Here is a 16,383-nt window from a genome sequence, read left to right as displayed (position 1 = left end):
CCGGCACGCATAAACATGCAGAATCGCTGCATGACCTCAGTGGCGGTGGCCGGTGCGAGCGGCTATGCGGGCGGCGAGATCCTCCGACTCCTCCTCGGTCACCCCGCCCTGGCGGACGGACGCCTCGTCATCGGCGCGTTGACGGCGGCGGCCAGCGCAGGCACCGGGGTCACCGAGCATCACCCCCACCTACTTCCGTTGGCCGACAGGGTGCTCGAGCCGACCGACGTCGACGTGCTGGCCGGGCATGACGTGGTGTTCCTCGCGCTGCCGCACGGGCATTCCGCGGCACTCGCCGAGCAACTCGGGCCCGACACCCTGATCGTGGACTGCGGCGCCGACTTCCGGCTCACCGACCCTGCGGCTTGGGAGCGGTTCTACGGCTCGGCCCACGCGGGTAGCTGGCCCTACGGACTGCCCGAGCTACCGGGTGGCCGCGACGCGCTGCGCAGCACCAAGCGCATCGCGGTGCCCGGCTGTTACCCGACGGCCGCCCTGCTCGCCCTGCTGCCCGCACTCGCCGAGGATCTCGTCGAGCCCGCAGTGACCGTCGTCGCGGTCAGCGGCACCTCTGGGGCTGGCCGCGCGGCCAAGGTCGACCTGCTCGGCTCCGAGGTCATCGGCTCGGCGCGGGCCTACAACGTCGGCGGCGCCCACCGCCACACCCCGGAGATCGCCCAGGGGCTCAGGACGGTCACCGACAAGGACGTCACCGTGTCCTTCACCCCGGTGCTGATTCCCACCTCCCGCGGCATCCTCGCGACGTGCACCGCCAAGACCAAGGCCACGGTGTCTGAGATCCGGGCCGCCTACGAGAAGGCCTATGGCGGCGAGCCATTCGTCCACCTTCTTCCCGAGGGACGACTGCCGACGACCGGCTCGGTGATCGGCAGCAACGCCGCGCAGGTGGCCGTCGCCGTCGATGCGGACGCCGGGGTCCTGGTGGCGCTGTGCGCGATCGACAACCTCGTCAAGGGAACCGGAGGGGCGGCCGTGCAGTCGATGAATCTGGCGCTGGGCTGGGCTGAAACGGAAGGACTTTCGATCGTGGGGGTGGCGCCGTGATGTTCGGTGGGCAGGAGCGAAGCGACTCGGGAATCGGCAACATGACGCGCAATCAGGGCGTCACCGCGCCGTCGGGCTTCCGGGCGACCGGCATCGCCGCGGGCATCAAGGCCTCCGGTAAGCCCGACCTGGCCCTGGTGGTCAACGAGGGTCCCGACCTCGCCGCGGCCGCGGTCTTCACCCGCAACAAGGTCAAGGCCGCGCCGGTGCTGTGGACCCAGCAGGTGATGACCACCAAACGGTTGCGCGCGGTCATCCTCAATTCCGGGGGCGCCAACGCCTGTACCGGCCCGCTCGGCTTTCAGGACACCCACGCCACGGCCGAGGCCGTCGCCGACGCACTGTCGAACTGGGGCACCGAGACCGGCGCGATCGAGGTCGCGGTCTGCTCGACCGGGCTGATCGGGGACCGGCTGCCCATGGACAAGGTGCTCGGTGGCGTCAAGGACGTCGTGCAGGAGATGGCCGGCGGGTTGACCGGCGGCGCCGAAGCGGCCCAGGCCATCATGACCACCGACACCGTGCCGAAACAGGTTGCGCTGCATCACCACGGCGACTGGACGATGGGCGCGATGGCGAAGGGCGCCGGCATGATGGCGCCGTCGCTGGCGACGATGCTCTGCGTGATCACCACCGACGCCGTCGCCGACTCCGACGCCCTCGACCGGGCACTGCGCGCCGCGGCGGGACGCACCTTCGACCGGCTCGACATCGACGGTAGCTGCTCCACCAACGACACCGTGTTGCTGCTGGCGTCGGGCGCCAGCGAGATCACGCCCACGCAGGACGAACTCGACGCCGCCGTGCTGGCCGTCTGCGACGACCTCTGCGCGCAACTGCAGGCCGACGCCGAGGGCGTCACCAAGCGGGTGTCGATCACCGTCACCGGCGCGGCCGACGAGACCGACGCGGTCACCGCCGCCCGGGTCGTCGCCCGCGACAGCCTGGTCAAGACGGCGCTGTTCGGCTCCGACCCCAACTGGGGTCGGGTGCTCGCCGCGGTGGGCATGGCCCCCGTCGACATGGCGGCCGACCGAATCAGTGTGTCGTTCAACGGCACTCCGGTGTGCGTCGACGGTGCCGGCGCCCCGGGTGCGCGCGACGTGGACCTCTCCGACGCCGACGTGTCCGTCGTGGTCGACCTGGCCGTCGGGACGGGGCGGGCCACCGTGCGGACGACCGACCTCTCCCACGCCTACGTCGAAGAGAACTCGGCCTACAGCTCGTGACGACCTCGACCCGGACCAAGGCCGCCGTGTTGGCCGAGGCGCTGCCGTGGCTCAAGCAACTCCACGGCAAGATCGTCGTCGTCAAGTACGGCGGCAACGCCATGACCGACGACACCCTGAAGGCGGCGTTCGCTGCCGACATGGTGTTCCTGCGCAACTGCGGCATCCATCCGGTCGTCGTGCACGGCGGCGGCCCGCAGATCAGCGCGATGCTCGCCAAGCTGGGCATCGCCGGAGACTTCAAGGGCGGGTTCCGCGTCACAACGCCCGAAGTGCTCGACGTCGCCCGGATGGTGCTCTTCGGTCAGGTCGGCCGCGAACTCGTCGGCCTGATCAACGCCCACGGTCCATACGCGGTCGGCATCACCGGAGAGGACGCCCAGCTGTTCACCGCGGTGCGGCGCAGCGTCCTCGTGGACGGGGTGGCGACCGACATCGGACTCGTCGGTGACGTCGCCAAGGTCGACGTCACCGCCGTCATGGATCTCATCAACGCCGGGCGCATTCCGGTGATCTCCACCATCGCCCCCGACGTGGCCGGGGTGGTGCACAACGTCAACGCCGACACCGCCGCGGCCGCCCTGGCCGAGGCCCTGGCTGCGGAGAAGCTGCTGATGCTCACCGACGTCGAGGGTCTCTACACCAGCTGGCCAGACCGCACCTCGCTGGTCAGCGAGATCGACGCCGTCACCCTGACGGGGTTGATGCCGTCCCTGGAGTCGGGCATGGTGCCCAAGATCGAGGCCTGCCTGCGGGCGGTGGCCGGCGGGGTACCCAGCGCACACGTGATCGACGGCCGCGTCGCGCACTGCGTGCTGGTGGAACTGCTCACCGACGAGGGCTCCGGAACCAAGGTGACCCAGGGCGAGCGGAGCGACGGGAAGGGTGGGACGGCATGACGAACACCGAAGCCCTGCAAGCGCGTTGGCGGGCCGTGATGATGGACAACTACGGCACGCCGGCGGTGGCCCTGGTCAGTGGGGACGGTGCCGTCGTCATCGACGCCGACGGCAAGTCCTACGTCGACCTGCTCGGTGGCATCGCGGTCAACGTGCTCGGCCACCGGCACCGCTCCGTCATCGACGCCGTCACCACCCAACTCGAGACCCTCGGGCACACGTCGAACCTGTACGCCACCGAACCCGGTGTCGCGCTGGCCGAGGCGCTCGTCGCGCACCTCGGTGGCGACGTGGCGGCGCGGGTGTTCTTCTGCAACTCCGGCACCGAGGCCAACGAGGTCGCCTTCAAGATCTCCCGGCTGACCGGTCGCACCAATCTGGTGGCCGCCGAGAACGCCTTCCACGGCCGCACCATGGGGTCGCTCGCACTCACGGGCCAACCCTCCAAGCAGGCGCCGTTCGCGCCACTGCCCGGCAACGTCACCCACGTGCCGTACGGCGACGTCGACGCATTGGCCGCCGTGGTGGACTCGTCGACCGCGGCGGTGTTCCTCGAACCGATCATGGGGGAGGGCGGGGTCGTCACGCCGCCTCCCGGCTACCTGGCCGCGGCCCGCGAGCTCACCACCAGGCACGGCGCGCTGCTGATCCTCGACGAGGTCCAGACGGGTGTGGGTCGGACCGGAACGTTCTACGCCCACCAGCACGACGGCATCACACCCGACGTCGTCACCTTGGCCAAGGGTCTTGGCGGCGGCCTGCCCATCGGCGCCTGCCTGGCGATCGGCGAGGCGGCCACCCTGTTGACGCCGGGCCTGCACGGCAGCACCTTTGGCGGCAACCCGGTCTGCGCGGCCGCTGCCCTCGCGGTGCTCCGGACGCTGGCCGAGGAGGACCTGGTGACGCGCGCCGACGTGCTCGGAAAGGTCATCAGCCACGGCGTCGAGGCCATCGGTCACCCTCTCGTCGACCACGTCCGCGGCCGTGGCCTGCTGCGCGGCATCGTGCTGACCGCACCAAAGGGCAAGGCGGTCGAGGCCGCGGCGCGCGACGCCGGTTTCCTGGTCAACGCCGCGGCACCCGACGTCATCCGACTGGCGCCACCGTTGGTCGTCACCGACGCCCAGATCGACGCGTTCCTCGCCGCGCTGCCCGCCGTCCTCGACACCGCCCAGGAGAGCTCGTGACCGTCCGGAACTTTCTGCGCGACGACGACCTGTCGCCCGCCGAGCAGGCCGAAGTGCTCAGTCTCGCAGCGGAACTGAAGAAGGCGCCGTTCAGCGCCCGCCCGCTGGAGGGTCCGAGGGGCGTCGCTGTCATCTTCGAGAAGAACTCCACCCGCACGCGGTTCTCCTTCGAGATGGGCATCGCCCAGCTCGGCGGTCACGCAGTCGTGGTGGACGGCCGCAGCACCCAGCTGGGCCGCGAGGAGACGCTGGAGGACACCGGTGCGGTGCTCTCGCGCTACGTCGACGCCATCGTCTGGCGAACCTTCGCCCAGGAACGCTTGACCGCGATGGCCACCGGTGCCACCGTCCCGATCGTCAACGCGCTGTCCGACGAGTTCCACCCCTGCCAGGTGCTCGCCGACCTGCAGACCCTCGCCGAGCGCAAGGGGGAGCTGAAGGGTCTGCGCATGACCTACTTCGGCGACGGCGCCAACAACATGGCGCATTCGCTGATGCTGGGCGGCGTGACGGCCGGTATTCACGTGACCATCGCCGCGCCAACGGGTTTCGAACCGGCGAGGCAGTTCGTCGCCGCCGCCGAACGTCGGGCTGCCGAGACCGGGGCCAGCGTGACCGTCACCTCCGACGCCACGGCCGGCGCCAAGGGTGCCGACGTCCTGGTGACCGACACCTGGACGTCGATGGGCCAGGAGAACGACGGCCTGGACCGCGTGCGGCCGTTTCGGACGTTCCAGGTCAACGACGCGCTGCTCGCGCAGGCCGACCCGGATGCGGTGGTGCTTCACTGTCTGCCCGCCCACCGCGGTCACGAGATCACCGACGACGTCATCGACGGTCCGCGCAGCGCCGTATGGGACGAGGCGGAGAACCGGCTGCACGCGCAGAAGGCGTTGCTGGTGTGGCTGCTGGATCAGTCGTGACCACCGCGACCAGGGCGGGCCGACAGGCTCGCATCGTCTCGCTGCTGTCGTCGCACTCGGTGCGCAGCCAGAGCGAGCTCGCGGCGATGCTGGCCGCCGACGGCATCGAGGTCACCCAGGCGACCCTGTCGCGTGACCTCGAAGAGCTCGGGGCGGTGAAACTGCGGGGCGTCGACGGCGGCACCGGGGTGTACGTCGTCCCCGAGGACGGCAGCCCCGTGCGCGGTGTGTCCGGCGGCACCGAAAGGGTCACCAAGCTGCTCGGCGAGCTGCTGGTGTCCACCGACGCCAGCGGCAACCTCGCGATCCTGCGCACCCCGCCGGGAGGGGCGCACTACCTGGCCAGCGCCATCGATCGCTCGTCGCTGCCCTACGTCGTGGGCACGATCGCCGGGGATGACACCATTCTGGTCGTGGCACGCGAACCCATGACGGGCGCTGAACTCGCCAGCACCCTCGAACGACTTCAGTAACGGCCCGAGAACCTAACAAGGAGAACGATCTACATGTCCGAACGCGTCATCCTGGCCTACTCCGGCGGACTGGACACGTCCGTCGCGATCAGCTGGATCGGCAAGGAGACCGGGCGCGAGGTGGTGGCCGTTGCCATCGACCTCGGTCAGGGCGGAGAGGACATGGAGGTCGTCCGGCAGCGCGCGATCGACTGCGGTGCGGTCGAGGCCGTGGTGGTCGACGCCCGCGACGAGTTCGCCGACGAGTACTGCCTGCCGACCATCCAGAGCAATGCGCTCTACATGGATCGCTACCCGCTGGTGTCGGCCATCAGTCGGCCGCTGATCGTCAAGCACCTCGTGGCGGCCGCGAAGGACCACGGCGGCGGCATCGTCGCGCACGGTTGCACCGGCAAGGGCAACGACCAGGTGCGCTTCGAGGTCGGATTCGCCTCGTTGGCACCGCATCTCGAGGTGCTGGCCCCGGTGCGCGACTATGCCTGGACCCGGGAGAAGGCCATCGCGTTCGCCGAGGAGAACGCCATCCCGATCAACGTCACGAAGCGCTCGCCGTTCTCGATCGACCAGAACGTGTGGGGCCGCGCGGTGGAGACCGGATTCCTGGAGCATTTGTGGAACGCCCCGACCAAGGACGTCTACGACTACACCGAGGACCCCACGGTCAACTGGAGTTCACCCGACGAGGTCGTCGTCGGCTTCGAGAAGGGCACGCCGGTCTCGATAGACGGCCGCCGGGTGTCGGTGCTCGAGGCGATCGTCGAACTGAACCGGCGGGCCGGCGCGCAGGGTGTGGGTCGTCTGGACGTGGTGGAGGATCGATTGGTCGGCATCAAGAGCCGCGAGATCTACGAAGCCCCGGGCGCCATGGTGCTGATCACCGCGCACACCGAACTCGAACACGTGACGTTGGAGCGCGAACTCGGCCGGTTCAAGCGCCACACCGACCAGAAGTGGGGTGAACTGGTCTACGACGGACTCTGGTACTCGCCGCTCAAGCGCGCCCTGGAGTCCTTCGTCGCCGAGACCCAGGAGCACGTGACCGGTGAGATCCGCCTCGTGCTGCACGGCGGCCACATCGCCGTGAACGGGCGGCGCAGCGCGGAGTCGCTCTACGACTTCAACCTCGCCACCTACGACGAGGGCGACACCTTCGACCAGTCCAGCGCCAAGGGCTTCGTCCACGTGCACGGGCTGTCGTCGAAGATCGCCGCCCAGCGCGACCTCGCTGGCAAGTGAGCACCACCAACGAGGGCTCGCTGTGGGGTGGCCGGTTCGCCGACGGCCCGTCGGATGCGCTTGCCGCACTGAGCAAGTCGACCCACTTCGACTGGGTGCTCGCGCCGTATGACGTGCGGGCGTCCAAGGCCCACGCGCAGGTGCTGTTCCGTGCCGGGCTGCTGAGCCAGGAGCAGCGTGACGGGTTGCTCGCCGGGCTGGATGACCTGGGCTCCGACGTCGACGACGGCAGCTTCGAGCCGCTGTCGTCCGACGAGGACGTGCACGGCGCCCTGGAACGCGGTCTCATCGACCGAACGGGTGCCGACCTCGGCGGGCGGCTTCGTGCCGGACGGTCGCGAAACGACCAGGTGGCCACCCTGTTCCGGATGTGGCTGCGCGACGCCATGCGGGCCGTCGGCGCCGGCGTGCTCGACGTCGTCGGGGCGCTGGCCACTCAGGCCGCCGCCCATCCCACCGAGATCATGCCCGGCAAGACGCACCTGCAGTCGGCTCAGCCGATCCTGTTGGCGCACCATCTGTTGGCCCATACGCACCCGCTGCTGCGCGACGTCGACCGGATCATCGACCTCGACGACCGCACCGCGGTGTCGCCGTACGGCTCTGGTGCGCTGGCCGGTTCATCGCTGGGTTTGGATCCCGACGCGATCGCCGCCGATCTGGGTTTCACCGCCGCCGCCGACAACTCACTCGACGCGACGGCCTCGCGCGACTTCGCGGCCGAGGCCGCGTTCGTACTGGCGATGATCGCCGTCGACCTGTCCCGGTTGGCCGAGGACGTAATCCTCTGGAGCACAACGGAATTCGGCTACGTCAAGCTGCACGACTCGTGGTCGACGGGCAGTTCGATCATGCCGCAGAAGAAGAATCCCGACATCGCCGAACTGGCCCGCGGCAAGTCCGGGCGGCTGATTGGCAACCTGACGGGGCTGCTGGCCACGCTCAAGGCGCAACCGTTGGCCTATAACCGCGACCTGCAGGAGGACAAGGAACCGGTCTTCGACTCGGTGGCCCAGCTGCGGCTGCTGCTGCCCGCGATGGCGGGCCTGGTCGCCACGCTGACCTTCGACGCCGAGCGGATGGCCGCGCTGGCCCCGCAGGGCTACACGTTGGCCACCGATGTCGCGGAATGGCTCGTCCGCCAGGGTGTTCCGTTCCGTGTCGCCCACGAGGCGGCCGGCGCCGCCGTCAAGGCGGCCGAGGCGCGCGGCGTCGGTCTCGAGGAACTCACCGACGACGAGCTGGCGGGCATCCACCCAGGGCTGACGGCCCAGGTGCGCGAGGTTCTGACCGTCGAGGGGTCGGTCAGCTCGCGCGACGCCCGTGGTGGAACCGCGCCGGTGCAGGTGGCCAAGCAGCTGAAGGTGGTGCGCGACACGGCAGATCGCCTTCGCGTCTCGCTTGGATCCGACGTCAGCCGATCTGCTCGTTGAGCTCGAGCCACCGTTCCTCCAGGGTGCCGACCTCGGCCTCCAACTCGCGCAGGCTGGCGGCCAAGCCCCTGAGCCCCTCGTAGTCGCCCTGGTCGTGTTCGGCCTGACGCTGCTGCGCGCCCTTGATCTGATCGTCGAGCTTGGTCAACTTGCGTTCGATGGCCGCGATCTCCTTCTGCGTCGACCGCAGATCGGCACCCGCGAGGACGGCGGGTCCCTTCGGAGTCGACTTGGCGGCCGCGCCGGTCGTGTCCGCGTGTGCGTTGCGCAGCCGCAGATATTCGTCGACGCCACCGGGTAGGTGCCGCAGGTGTCCGCCGAGAATCCCGTACTGCTGATCGGTGACCCGCTCCAGGAAGTACCGGTCGTGGCTGACCACGATGAGAGTGCCGGGCCAGGAATCCAGCAGATCCTCCATCGCGGCCAGCATGTCGGTGTCGAGGTCGTTGGTCGGCTCGTCCAGGATGAGCACGTTGGGTTGGTTGAGGAGGATGAGCAGCAACTGAAGCCGGCGGAGCTGCCCGCCGGAGAGATCCTTGACCGGAGTCGACAGCTGGGCGCTGGCGAAGCCGAGCCGCTCCAGCAGCTGTCCGGGCGTCAGTTCCTGAGACTTGGAGCCCGACCCGAACGTGTACGTGGTGGCCAACCGGCTCAGCACGATGCGGACCGGCTCGTCGAGATGGTCGGCCAGTTCGTCGACGCCCTGGGTGAGGGTCGCGATCTGCACGGTCTTGCCGTGCTTGACCCGGCCCTCGCTCGGCTCCACGGATCCGTCGACGAGGCCCAGGAGCGTCGACTTGCCGGCGCCGTTGACGCCGAGGATGCCGGTGCGCTCGCCCGGAGCGATCCGCCATTCGACCTGCTTGAGCACCTCTCGCTCGCCGTAGCGCACCGACACGTCGAGCAGGTCGACGACTTGCTTGCCCAGTCGGTTCACCGCCAGTGACTGCAGCGCCACCTTGTCGCGAATCTCGGGCACGTCGGCGATCAACGCGTTGGCGGCGTCGATGCGGAACTTGGGCTTCGACGTGCGTGCGGGCGCGCCGCGTCGCAACCAGGCCAACTCCTTGCGCGCCAGATTCTGGCGGCGGGCCTCGCTGGAGGCAGACTGCCGGTCACGTTCGACCCGCTGGAGGATGTAGGAGGCGTACCCGCCGTCGAAGGGTTCGACGATGCGGTCGTGGACCTCCCACGTCGTCGTGCAGACCTCGTCGAGGAACCAGCGGTCGTGGGTGATCACCAGAAGACCCGCTGACGACGGCGACCAGCGCCGCTTCAGATGCTCCGCCAGCCAGGTGATCCCCTCGACGTCGAGATGGTTGGTCGGCTCGTCGAGCGCCAGCACGTCGTGGTCACCGGAGAGCAGCTGGGCCAGCGCGACCCGACGGCGCTGTCCACCCGACAGCGTCCGGAGTTCCGCGTCCCAGGGCAGGCCTCCCAGCAACCCGGCGACCACGTCGCGCGCGCGAGGGTCGCCGGCCCACACGTGTTCGGGAACGTCGCCGACGACGGCGTGCCCGACGGTGTCGTCGTCGTCGAGGGTGTCGGCCTGGTCCAGCACGCCGACGCGTACCCCGCCGCGCACGGTCACGCGCCCCGAATGCGGGGTGACACGGCCGGCCAGCATCGCCAACAGGCTGGACTTTCCGTCGCCGTTGCGGCCGACGATGCCGATCCGGTCGCCCTCGTTCACGCCCAGGGATACCGAATCGAAGACGACTTTCGTCGGGTATTCGAGATGGAGGGCTTCAGCCCCCAGAAGATGTGCCATGTCCCCACCAGGCTAGGCCGAGAGGCGGCGTACCTTTACAGCGGCCGACCAGCAACGCTGTGCCATGATGTCGTGGCGTTCGGGGGATCGGGTTCACAGTCAGGGAGCGACCGTTGGTGCACATTCCGTTGATCACCAGTCCGGTGAGCCGTCTCCTGGCGACTGCCCAGAACGGTTTGGAGGTGCTGCGGTACGGCGGGTTGGAGACCGGCGCGGTGCCGTCGCCGTTCCAGGTCGTCGAGAGCGTGCCGATGTACCGGCTGCGCCGCTACTTCCCACCGGACAGCAGGCCGGGCGCGACACCGCCCGGTGCGCCGGTTCTGATGGTGCACCCGATGATGATGTCGGCGGACATGTGGGACGTCACCCGCGACGAAGGCGCGGTCGGCATCTTGCACGCCGCCGGTCTCGATCCCTGGGTCATCGACTTCGGTTCGCCCGACGAGGTCGAGGGCGGCATGCAGCGCAACCTGTCCGACCACGTCGTCGCGTTGAGCGAGGCGATCGACACCGTGAAGAAGGCCACCGACCGCGACGTCCACCTGGCCGGTTACTCCCAGGGCGGCATGTTCGCCTACCAGACCGCGGCCTACCGGCGGACCAAGGACGTGGCGAGCATCATCGCGTTCGGCTCGCCGGTGGACACCCTGGCGGCGCTGCCCATGAACCTGCCTGCCGGCCTCGCGGTCGGGGCCGCCGACTTCATGGCCGACCACGTCTTCAGCCGCCTCGACGTGCCCGGCTGGCTGGCCCGCACCGGCTTTCAGTTGCTCGATCCGGTCAAGACCGCACAGTCACGGCTCGACTTCGTCCGACAGCTGCACGACCGCGAGGCCCTGCTGCCCCGCGAGCAGCAGCGCCGCTTCCTGGCGTCCGACGGTTACATCGCCTGGTCGGGACCGGCCATCGCGGAACTGCTCAAGCAGTTCATCGCGCACAACCGGATGATGAGCGGCGGGTTCTCCATACGCGGTGACCTCGTCACCCTCGCCGACATCGACTGCCCCGTGCTGGCGGTCGTGGGCGAGGTCGACGACATCGGCCAGCCCGCCTCGGTGCGCGGCATCAAGCGGGCCTCTCCTCAAGCCGACGTCTACGAATACCTCATTCGCTCCGGCCATTTCGGGCTCGTCGTGGGCTCCAAGGCGGCCACCCAGACTTGGCCGACGGTCGCCGCGTGGGTGAAGTGGCTCAGCGGCGAGGGCGACACCCCCGACGGGGTCGTCCCGATGCCGCTCAAACCCTCACAGACCAGTGACACCGGTGTCCCAATGGCGTTGCGCATCGCGCACGGCGCCGGTGCGGCGGCCGAGATGACCTTCACCGTCGCGAAGTCGGCGGCCAACACCCTGCTTGCCGCCAACAAGTCGGCCCGCGCGTTGGTCGCCGAGACCGCGCGCACCCTCCCGAGGCTGGCGCGGCTGGGTCAGGTCAACGACCACACCCGTATCTCCTTGGGCCGCATCATGACCGAGCAGGCGCGGGCGACGCCGGACGGCGAATTCCTGCTGTTCGACGGCCGGGTGCACACCTACGAGGCGGTTGATCGGCGTGTCAACAACGTCGTCCGTGGTCTCATCGACGTCGGCGTCCGTCAGGGCGCGCACGTGGGCGTGCTGATGGAGACCCGGCCCAGTGCGCTGGTGGCGATCGCGGCGCTGTCTCGGCTGGGTGCGGTCGCGGTGTTGATGCCGCCGGACGCCGACCTGCTCGAGGCCGCCCGCCTCGGCGCCGTCTCCGACGTCATCGCCGACCCCCTGCACCTCGAGGCGGCGACGGCCCTTCCGCTGCGGGTACTCGTGCTCGGTGGTGGCGAGTCGCGCGACCTCGACCTGCCCGAGGATGCCGACGTCGTCGACATGGAGAAGATCGATCCCGACGTCGTGGCCCTTCCCGGTTGGTACCGCCCGGATCCCGGTTTCGCGAAGGACTTGGCCTACATCGCCTTTGCGACCGTCGGCGGGGAACTCGTCGCGCGCCAGATCACCAACTTCCGGTGGGCGCTGTCGGCCATCGGCACCGCGTCCGCGGCCAACCTGGGCACGGGCGACACCGTCTACTGCCTGACGCCGTTGCACCACCAGTCCGGCCTGCTCGTCAGTCTCGGCGGGGCGGTCGTCGGCGGTACCAGGATCGCGCTGTCGCGCGGACTGCGCCCCGACCGGTTCGTCCACGAGCTGCGGCAGTACGGCGTCACCGTGGTGTCCTACACGTGGGCGATGCTGCGTGAAGTGATCGACGATCCGGCCTTCGTGCTCAACGGCACTCATCCGGTTCGGTTGTTCATCGGTTCCGGCATGCCTACGGGGCTGTGGAAGCGCGTCGAAGGGGAATTCGCACCTGCCCACGTCGTCGAGTTCTTCGCCACGACCGACGGGCAGGCGGTGCTTGCCAACGTCGCGAGCGCCAAGATCGGCAGCGAGGGCCGGCCGCTGCCCGGGGGTGGCCACATCGAACTCGCCGCATACGACGCCGACGACGACTTGATCCTCGAGGACGAGCGCGGCTTCGTCGCGCTTGCGGCCACCAACGAGGTCGGCGTCCTGCTGGCCCACCCGCGGGGTCCGGTGGACCCGACGGCGTCGGTGAAGCGCGGCGTCTTCGCCCCCGCGGATCTGTGGGTGTCGACCGAGTACCTGTTCCGGCGTGACGAGGACGGCGACTACTGGCTCGTCGCCAACCGCGGTTCGGTGATCCGCTCCCCGCGTGGCCCGGTGTTCGGCGACGCGGTGAACGACACGCTCGGCCGGATCGACGCCGTCGACCTCGCGGTCACCTATCGCGTCGCGGTCGGGGAGCGCGAGCTCTCGGTCTCGGCGCTGCAGCTGCGGCCCGGCGGCAGCGTGACGACGGCCGATCTCAACACGGCGATCGCCAGGTTGCCGGTGGGGGCGGCGCCCGACGTGGTGCACGTGGCCTCGGAGATGACGCTGTCCGCCAGCTATCGGCCGCTGTTGGGGCCGTTGCGAGCGGCCGGAGTCCCCAAGCCGTCCCGACACGCGTGGCACCTCGACGAGGACGGGACGTACAAGCGGCTGACGGCGGCGACCCGTGCGGAGCTCACCGGCTCCGAGGAGTGACGCAGAGCGATGCGAGTGAAGCGAGTGACATGCTGCCGCGCTCGCCCGGCTTTGTTAGGCTCCGCCTGGCTGTACGTGGCCACCCGGGTCGGGCCGGATACACGTGGACGCTCGACGATGGAGGATTGATGGCCGAACGAATCAGCACCAGCCGCTGGCGTCGCGCCGTGGTGGGCGCCGCAGCCAGTGCTGCTCTGGCAGCTGGATTGGTTACCGGCGTGAGCTCGGCGACGGCCGGGGCCGACCCGGCCGCGGATGCCGCGGCGAGCAGTGACGCCGCTCCCGAGATGACCGCCGACCAGGCGCTGGCGATCATTGCCACGGACTACGACACCGGTTCTGGCGGCGGCCAGATCTCCAACTTGATCGAGAAGATCATGAAGCTGCGCGCGGCGGGCTTCCGGCCGTCGACGTCCAACCGAGAGGCCATCGTGGCGGCGCTGGACAAGCGGCCGAACCAGGGACCGTTGGTCGAGGCCCTCGAGGCCACGCTGTCCTATCAGATGCGGCAGGCGTCCCGGCAAACCGGCGGTGGCCCCGTGCTGAACCCGCCGACCATCGGCATCGGTGGCAACGGCGGCGGAGCTCCGGTCCCCAACAGTGGCGGCGGCGTCAACATCCCGCTCGGCTGAGACCGTGATCGACCAACGCCTCCGCAGCCTCCTGGTGTGTCCAGAGGACCGTGGCCCCCTGCTGCTGGTGGGCGACGAGTTCCTCTACAACCCGCGGCTTCGCCGTGCCTATCGCATAGAGGCGGGCGTGCCCGTCCTGCTGATCTCCGAAGCGGTCGCGATCACCGACGACGCCGAGCACGAGAGTCTGCTGCAGCGCGCCGAGCCGTGATCAGCCCCAACCAGACCGGCGGGCAGAATCGTGGTGATGAGTGCCCAACGGTTGGCCGTCGACCCGGTGTCAGCGGCGCAAGCGCTGCTCGGCGCCACGCTGACCTCGCGCGGAGTGGTCGCGACGGTGGCCGAGGTCGAGGCCTACGGCGGGCCTGACGACGGCCCGTGGCCGGACGCCGCCTCGCATTCGTTTCGTGGCCGTGGCGGGCGTAATGAGGTCATGTTCGGGCCGGCGGGGCGGATGTACACCTATCGCAGCCACGGCATCCACGTGTGCGCGAACGTGGTGTGCGGCGACGTCGACGTGGCCGCGGCGGTCCTGCTGCGCGCCGCGGTGGTGACCGACGGCTTCGGCGTCGCCCACGGCAATCGTGGTCCCGTGCTCACGGCGGCGTTGGCCCGCGGGCCGGGGAACCTTTGCTCGGCGCTCGGAATCACCATGCAGGACAACGGAATCGACCTGTTCGACGCCGACGGCCCCGTACGTTTGACCCTCGGTGAGCCCCGCGCCGCGGTCAGCGGGCCGAGGGTGGGGGTCAGCAAGGCCGCCGACCGGCCATGGCGGTTCTGGTTGGCTGAGCATCCCGAAGTCTCTGCCTACCGGCGCAGTCCCCGGGCACCCGCGCCGGGCGAGAGTGACTGATGCGAGAGGATTGACGGCGTGACTTCTCCGGGCGCCGGCATCCTCGACGAACTGGACTGGCGCGGCTTGATCGCCCAGTCCACCGACCGCGACGCATTGGCCGCTGCGGCGACAGCGGGACCGCTAACCCTCTACGCCGGCTTCGACCCGACGGCACCGAGTCTGCACGCCGGGCACCTGATCCCGCTGTTGACGTTGCGTCGCTTCCAACGCGCCGGCCACCGACCGATCGTGCTGGCAGGCGGGGCGACGGGGATGATCGGCGACCCTCGCGACACGGCCGAGCGCACGCTGAACACCGTCGACGTCGTCGCCGAGTGGTCTGAGCGCATCCGCGGCCAGCTGGAGCGGTTCGTCGAATTCGACGAGTCGGCGACCAGCGCCGTCGTTGAGAACAACCTGACCTGGACCTCGCAGCTGTCGGCCATCGAGTTCCTCCGCGACCTCGGCAAGCACTTCTCGGTGAACGTGATGCTCGACCGCGACACCATTCGCCGGCGCCTCGAGGGCGACGGCATCTCCTACACCGAGTTCAGCTACATGCTGTTGCAGGCCAACGACTTCGTCGAACTCCATCGCAAGCACGGGTGTTCGCTGCAGATCGGCGGTTCCGACCAGTGGGGCAACATCATCGCCGGCGTGCGACTAGTGCGCCAGAAGCTCGGAGCCACGGCTCATGCGCTGACGGTGCCGCTGGTGACGTCCGCCGACGGCAAGAAGTTCGGCAAGTCCACCGGCGGCGGAAACGTGTGGCTGGACGCCGAGCTGACCACGCCCTATGCCTGGTACCAGTACTTCGTCAACACCGCCGACGCCGACGTCGTGCGGTACCTGAGGTGGTTCACGTTCCTCCCGGCCGAGGAACTCGCGGAGCTGGAGGTCGCGACCACCGAACGCGCGCACGAACGCGCCGGCCAGCGCCGACTGGCCCAGGAGCTCACCACGCTGGTCCACGGTGAGCAGGCGACCGCGTCGGTGGAGCTTGCCAGCCAAGCCCTGTTCGGACGGGGTGAGTTGGCCGACCTCGACGAATTCACACTGGGCGCCGCTCTGCGGGAGACGTCTGTCGCAGAACTCGGACCGGGTGCTGCTGACGGCATCGGGGACCTGCTCGTGGCCACGGGGCTGTCGAAGAGCAAGGGGGAGGCGCGGCGGACGTTGTCCGAAGGCGGTGTGTACGTCAACAACGTGCGCGTCGACGCCGACGACTGGACGCCACGGCAGAGCGATTTCCTGCACGGCCGGTGGCTGGTGTTGCGGCGTGGAAAGCGCAATGTGGCGGGGGTCGAGCGGGTGCTCGGGGCCTGAACTTCTGCCAGACACGCCTCTGACCAGGCGATTTGACTCTCCGTTATCCGGCACGTAACTTTATCCAAGTCGTCAGCGACGCGGTCAAGCCGCTGAGCGCGACGACATCCCAGAGGGAAGTTCACTTAGGTGGCTTCACTCTACTGTCCGCAAGAGGCTAGCGGCTTTTCGCCGCAAGGTCGTCGTGCGAGCAGGTGGGTGTGTTGTTTGAGAACTCAATAGTGTGTTTGGTGGTTTTTGTTTGTTGTTTTTGGCCATCTTGGTGGGGGACTTCCCGTCTTCCTGCTGTTG

At 69.2% G+C, this 16,383-nt stretch carries 14 protein-coding genes; 13 read left to right on the top strand and 1 reads right to left on the bottom strand.

Features of this window, described 5'->3' with window-relative positions:
- Positions 1–15: 15 nt before the first annotated feature.
- The 8 genes from argC to argH are packed head-to-tail and all read left to right on the top strand — an operon-like array spanning position 16 to position 8,445.
- The gene (argC, locus tag ABZ195_RS22540) at positions 16–1,065 is read left to right on the top strand and encodes an N-acetyl-gamma-glutamyl-phosphate reductase (protein ID WP_355221701.1); all 1,050 of its coding nucleotides are present in this window, start codon (positions 16–18) and stop codon (positions 1,063–1,065) included.
- Complete coding sequence (gene argJ / locus ABZ195_RS22535; protein ID WP_355221894.1) at positions 1,065–2,294, top strand: bifunctional glutamate N-acetyltransferase/amino-acid acetyltransferase ArgJ; 1,230 nt, start codon at positions 1,065–1,067, stop codon at positions 2,292–2,294. The genes argC and argJ overlap by 1 nt, the downstream gene beginning before the upstream one ends.
- The gene (gene argB, locus ABZ195_RS22530) at positions 2,291–3,193 is read left to right on the top strand and encodes an acetylglutamate kinase (RefSeq protein WP_355221699.1); all 903 of its coding nucleotides are present in this window, start codon (positions 2,291–2,293) and stop codon (positions 3,191–3,193) included. The genes argJ and argB overlap by 4 nt, the downstream gene beginning before the upstream one ends.
- Positions 3,190–4,380: an acetylornithine transaminase gene (locus ABZ195_RS22525; protein ID WP_355221698.1), complete on the top strand. Its 1,191-nt coding sequence runs from the start codon at positions 3,190–3,192 to the stop codon at positions 4,378–4,380. The genes argB and ABZ195_RS22525 overlap by 4 nt, the downstream gene beginning before the upstream one ends.
- A complete protein-coding gene (gene argF / locus ABZ195_RS22520) occupies positions 4,377–5,303 on the top strand; it encodes an ornithine carbamoyltransferase (RefSeq protein ID WP_355221696.1) in 927 nt (308 codons plus the stop codon). Before ABZ195_RS22525 ends, argF begins: the two co-directional genes overlap by 4 nt.
- Positions 5,282–5,776: an arginine repressor gene (locus ABZ195_RS22515; RefSeq protein WP_355221694.1), complete on the top strand. Its 495-nt coding sequence runs from the start codon at positions 5,282–5,284 to the stop codon at positions 5,774–5,776. Before argF ends, ABZ195_RS22515 begins: the two co-directional genes overlap by 22 nt.
- Before the next feature lie 33 nt (positions 5,777–5,809).
- A complete protein-coding gene (locus tag ABZ195_RS22510; RefSeq protein ID WP_355221692.1) occupies positions 5,810–7,012 on the top strand; it encodes an argininosuccinate synthase in 1,203 nt (400 codons plus the stop codon).
- Positions 7,009–8,445 (top strand): argininosuccinate lyase, encoded by a 1,437-nt coding sequence (argH, locus tag ABZ195_RS22505; RefSeq protein ID WP_355221691.1) that lies wholly within the window; start codon positions 7,009–7,011, stop codon positions 8,443–8,445. Before ABZ195_RS22510 ends, argH begins: the two co-directional genes overlap by 4 nt.
- On the opposite strand, the gene ABZ195_RS22500 is transcribed toward argH, so the two are convergent.
- Positions 8,426–10,216 (bottom strand): ABC-F family ATP-binding cassette domain-containing protein, encoded by a 1,791-nt coding sequence (locus tag ABZ195_RS22500; RefSeq protein ID WP_355221689.1) that lies wholly within the window; start codon positions 10,214–10,216, stop codon positions 8,426–8,428. The two genes, argH and ABZ195_RS22500, sit on opposite strands and share 20 nt — an antisense overlap.
- A 113-nt stretch (positions 10,217–10,329) precedes the next feature.
- On the opposite strand from ABZ195_RS22500, the gene ABZ195_RS22495 reads away from it, so the two are divergent.
- From ABZ195_RS22495 to tyrS, 5 genes are all read left to right on the top strand, one after another.
- A complete protein-coding gene (locus ABZ195_RS22495) occupies positions 10,330–13,296 on the top strand; it encodes an acyl-CoA synthetase (RefSeq protein ID WP_355221688.1) in 2,967 nt (988 codons plus the stop codon).
- Between the two features lie 128 nt (positions 13,297–13,424).
- Positions 13,425–13,928, top strand: a complete 504-nt coding sequence (locus ABZ195_RS22490; RefSeq protein WP_355221686.1) for a hypothetical protein — start codon at positions 13,425–13,427, stop codon at positions 13,926–13,928.
- Between the two features lie 4 nt (positions 13,929–13,932).
- Positions 13,933–14,139: a Trm112 family protein gene (locus tag ABZ195_RS22485; RefSeq protein ID WP_355221684.1), complete on the top strand. Its 207-nt coding sequence runs from the start codon at positions 13,933–13,935 to the stop codon at positions 14,137–14,139.
- Positions 14,140–14,172: 33 nt separating this feature from the next.
- Positions 14,173–14,784: a DNA-3-methyladenine glycosylase gene (locus ABZ195_RS22480; RefSeq protein ID WP_355221893.1), complete on the top strand. Its 612-nt coding sequence runs from the start codon at positions 14,173–14,175 to the stop codon at positions 14,782–14,784.
- Between the two features lie 39 nt (positions 14,785–14,823).
- Entirely contained in the window at positions 14,824–16,092 is a 1,269-nt protein-coding gene (tyrS, locus tag ABZ195_RS22475; protein ID WP_355221891.1) for a tyrosine--tRNA ligase, read from the top strand.
- Positions 16,093–16,383 lie beyond the last annotated feature (291 nt).

It is taken from the genome of Mycobacterium sp. NPDC006124, from assembly GCF_040614235.1.
Classification (GTDB): Bacteria; Actinomycetota; Actinomycetes; order Mycobacteriales; family Mycobacteriaceae; genus Mycobacterium.
The sequence above is the reverse complement of the archived record's forward strand: the minus strand, read 5'-3'. Positions and strand labels throughout refer to the sequence as shown.

Bases quoted from the DNA above. Each gene is read 5' to 3' on its own strand.
- argJ (WP_355221894.1), top strand. From the start codon at position 1,065: ATGTTCGGTGGGCAGGAGCGAAGCGACTCGGGAATCGGCAACATGACG.
- ABZ195_RS22525 (WP_355221698.1), top strand. From the start codon at position 3,190: ATGACGAACACCGAAGCCCTGCAAGCGCGTTGGCGGGCCGTGATGATG.
- ABZ195_RS22500 (WP_355221689.1), bottom strand. From the start codon at position 10,216: ATGGCACATCTTCTGGGGGCTGAAGCCCTCCATCTCGAATACCCGACG.
- ABZ195_RS22490 (WP_355221686.1), top strand. From the start codon at position 13,425: ATGGCCGAACGAATCAGCACCAGCCGCTGGCGTCGCGCCGTGGTGGGC.
- argC (WP_355221701.1), top strand. From the start codon at position 16: ATGCAGAATCGCTGCATGACCTCAGTGGCGGTGGCCGGTGCGAGCGGC.
- ABZ195_RS22510 (WP_355221692.1), top strand. From the start codon at position 5,810: ATGTCCGAACGCGTCATCCTGGCCTACTCCGGCGGACTGGACACGTCC.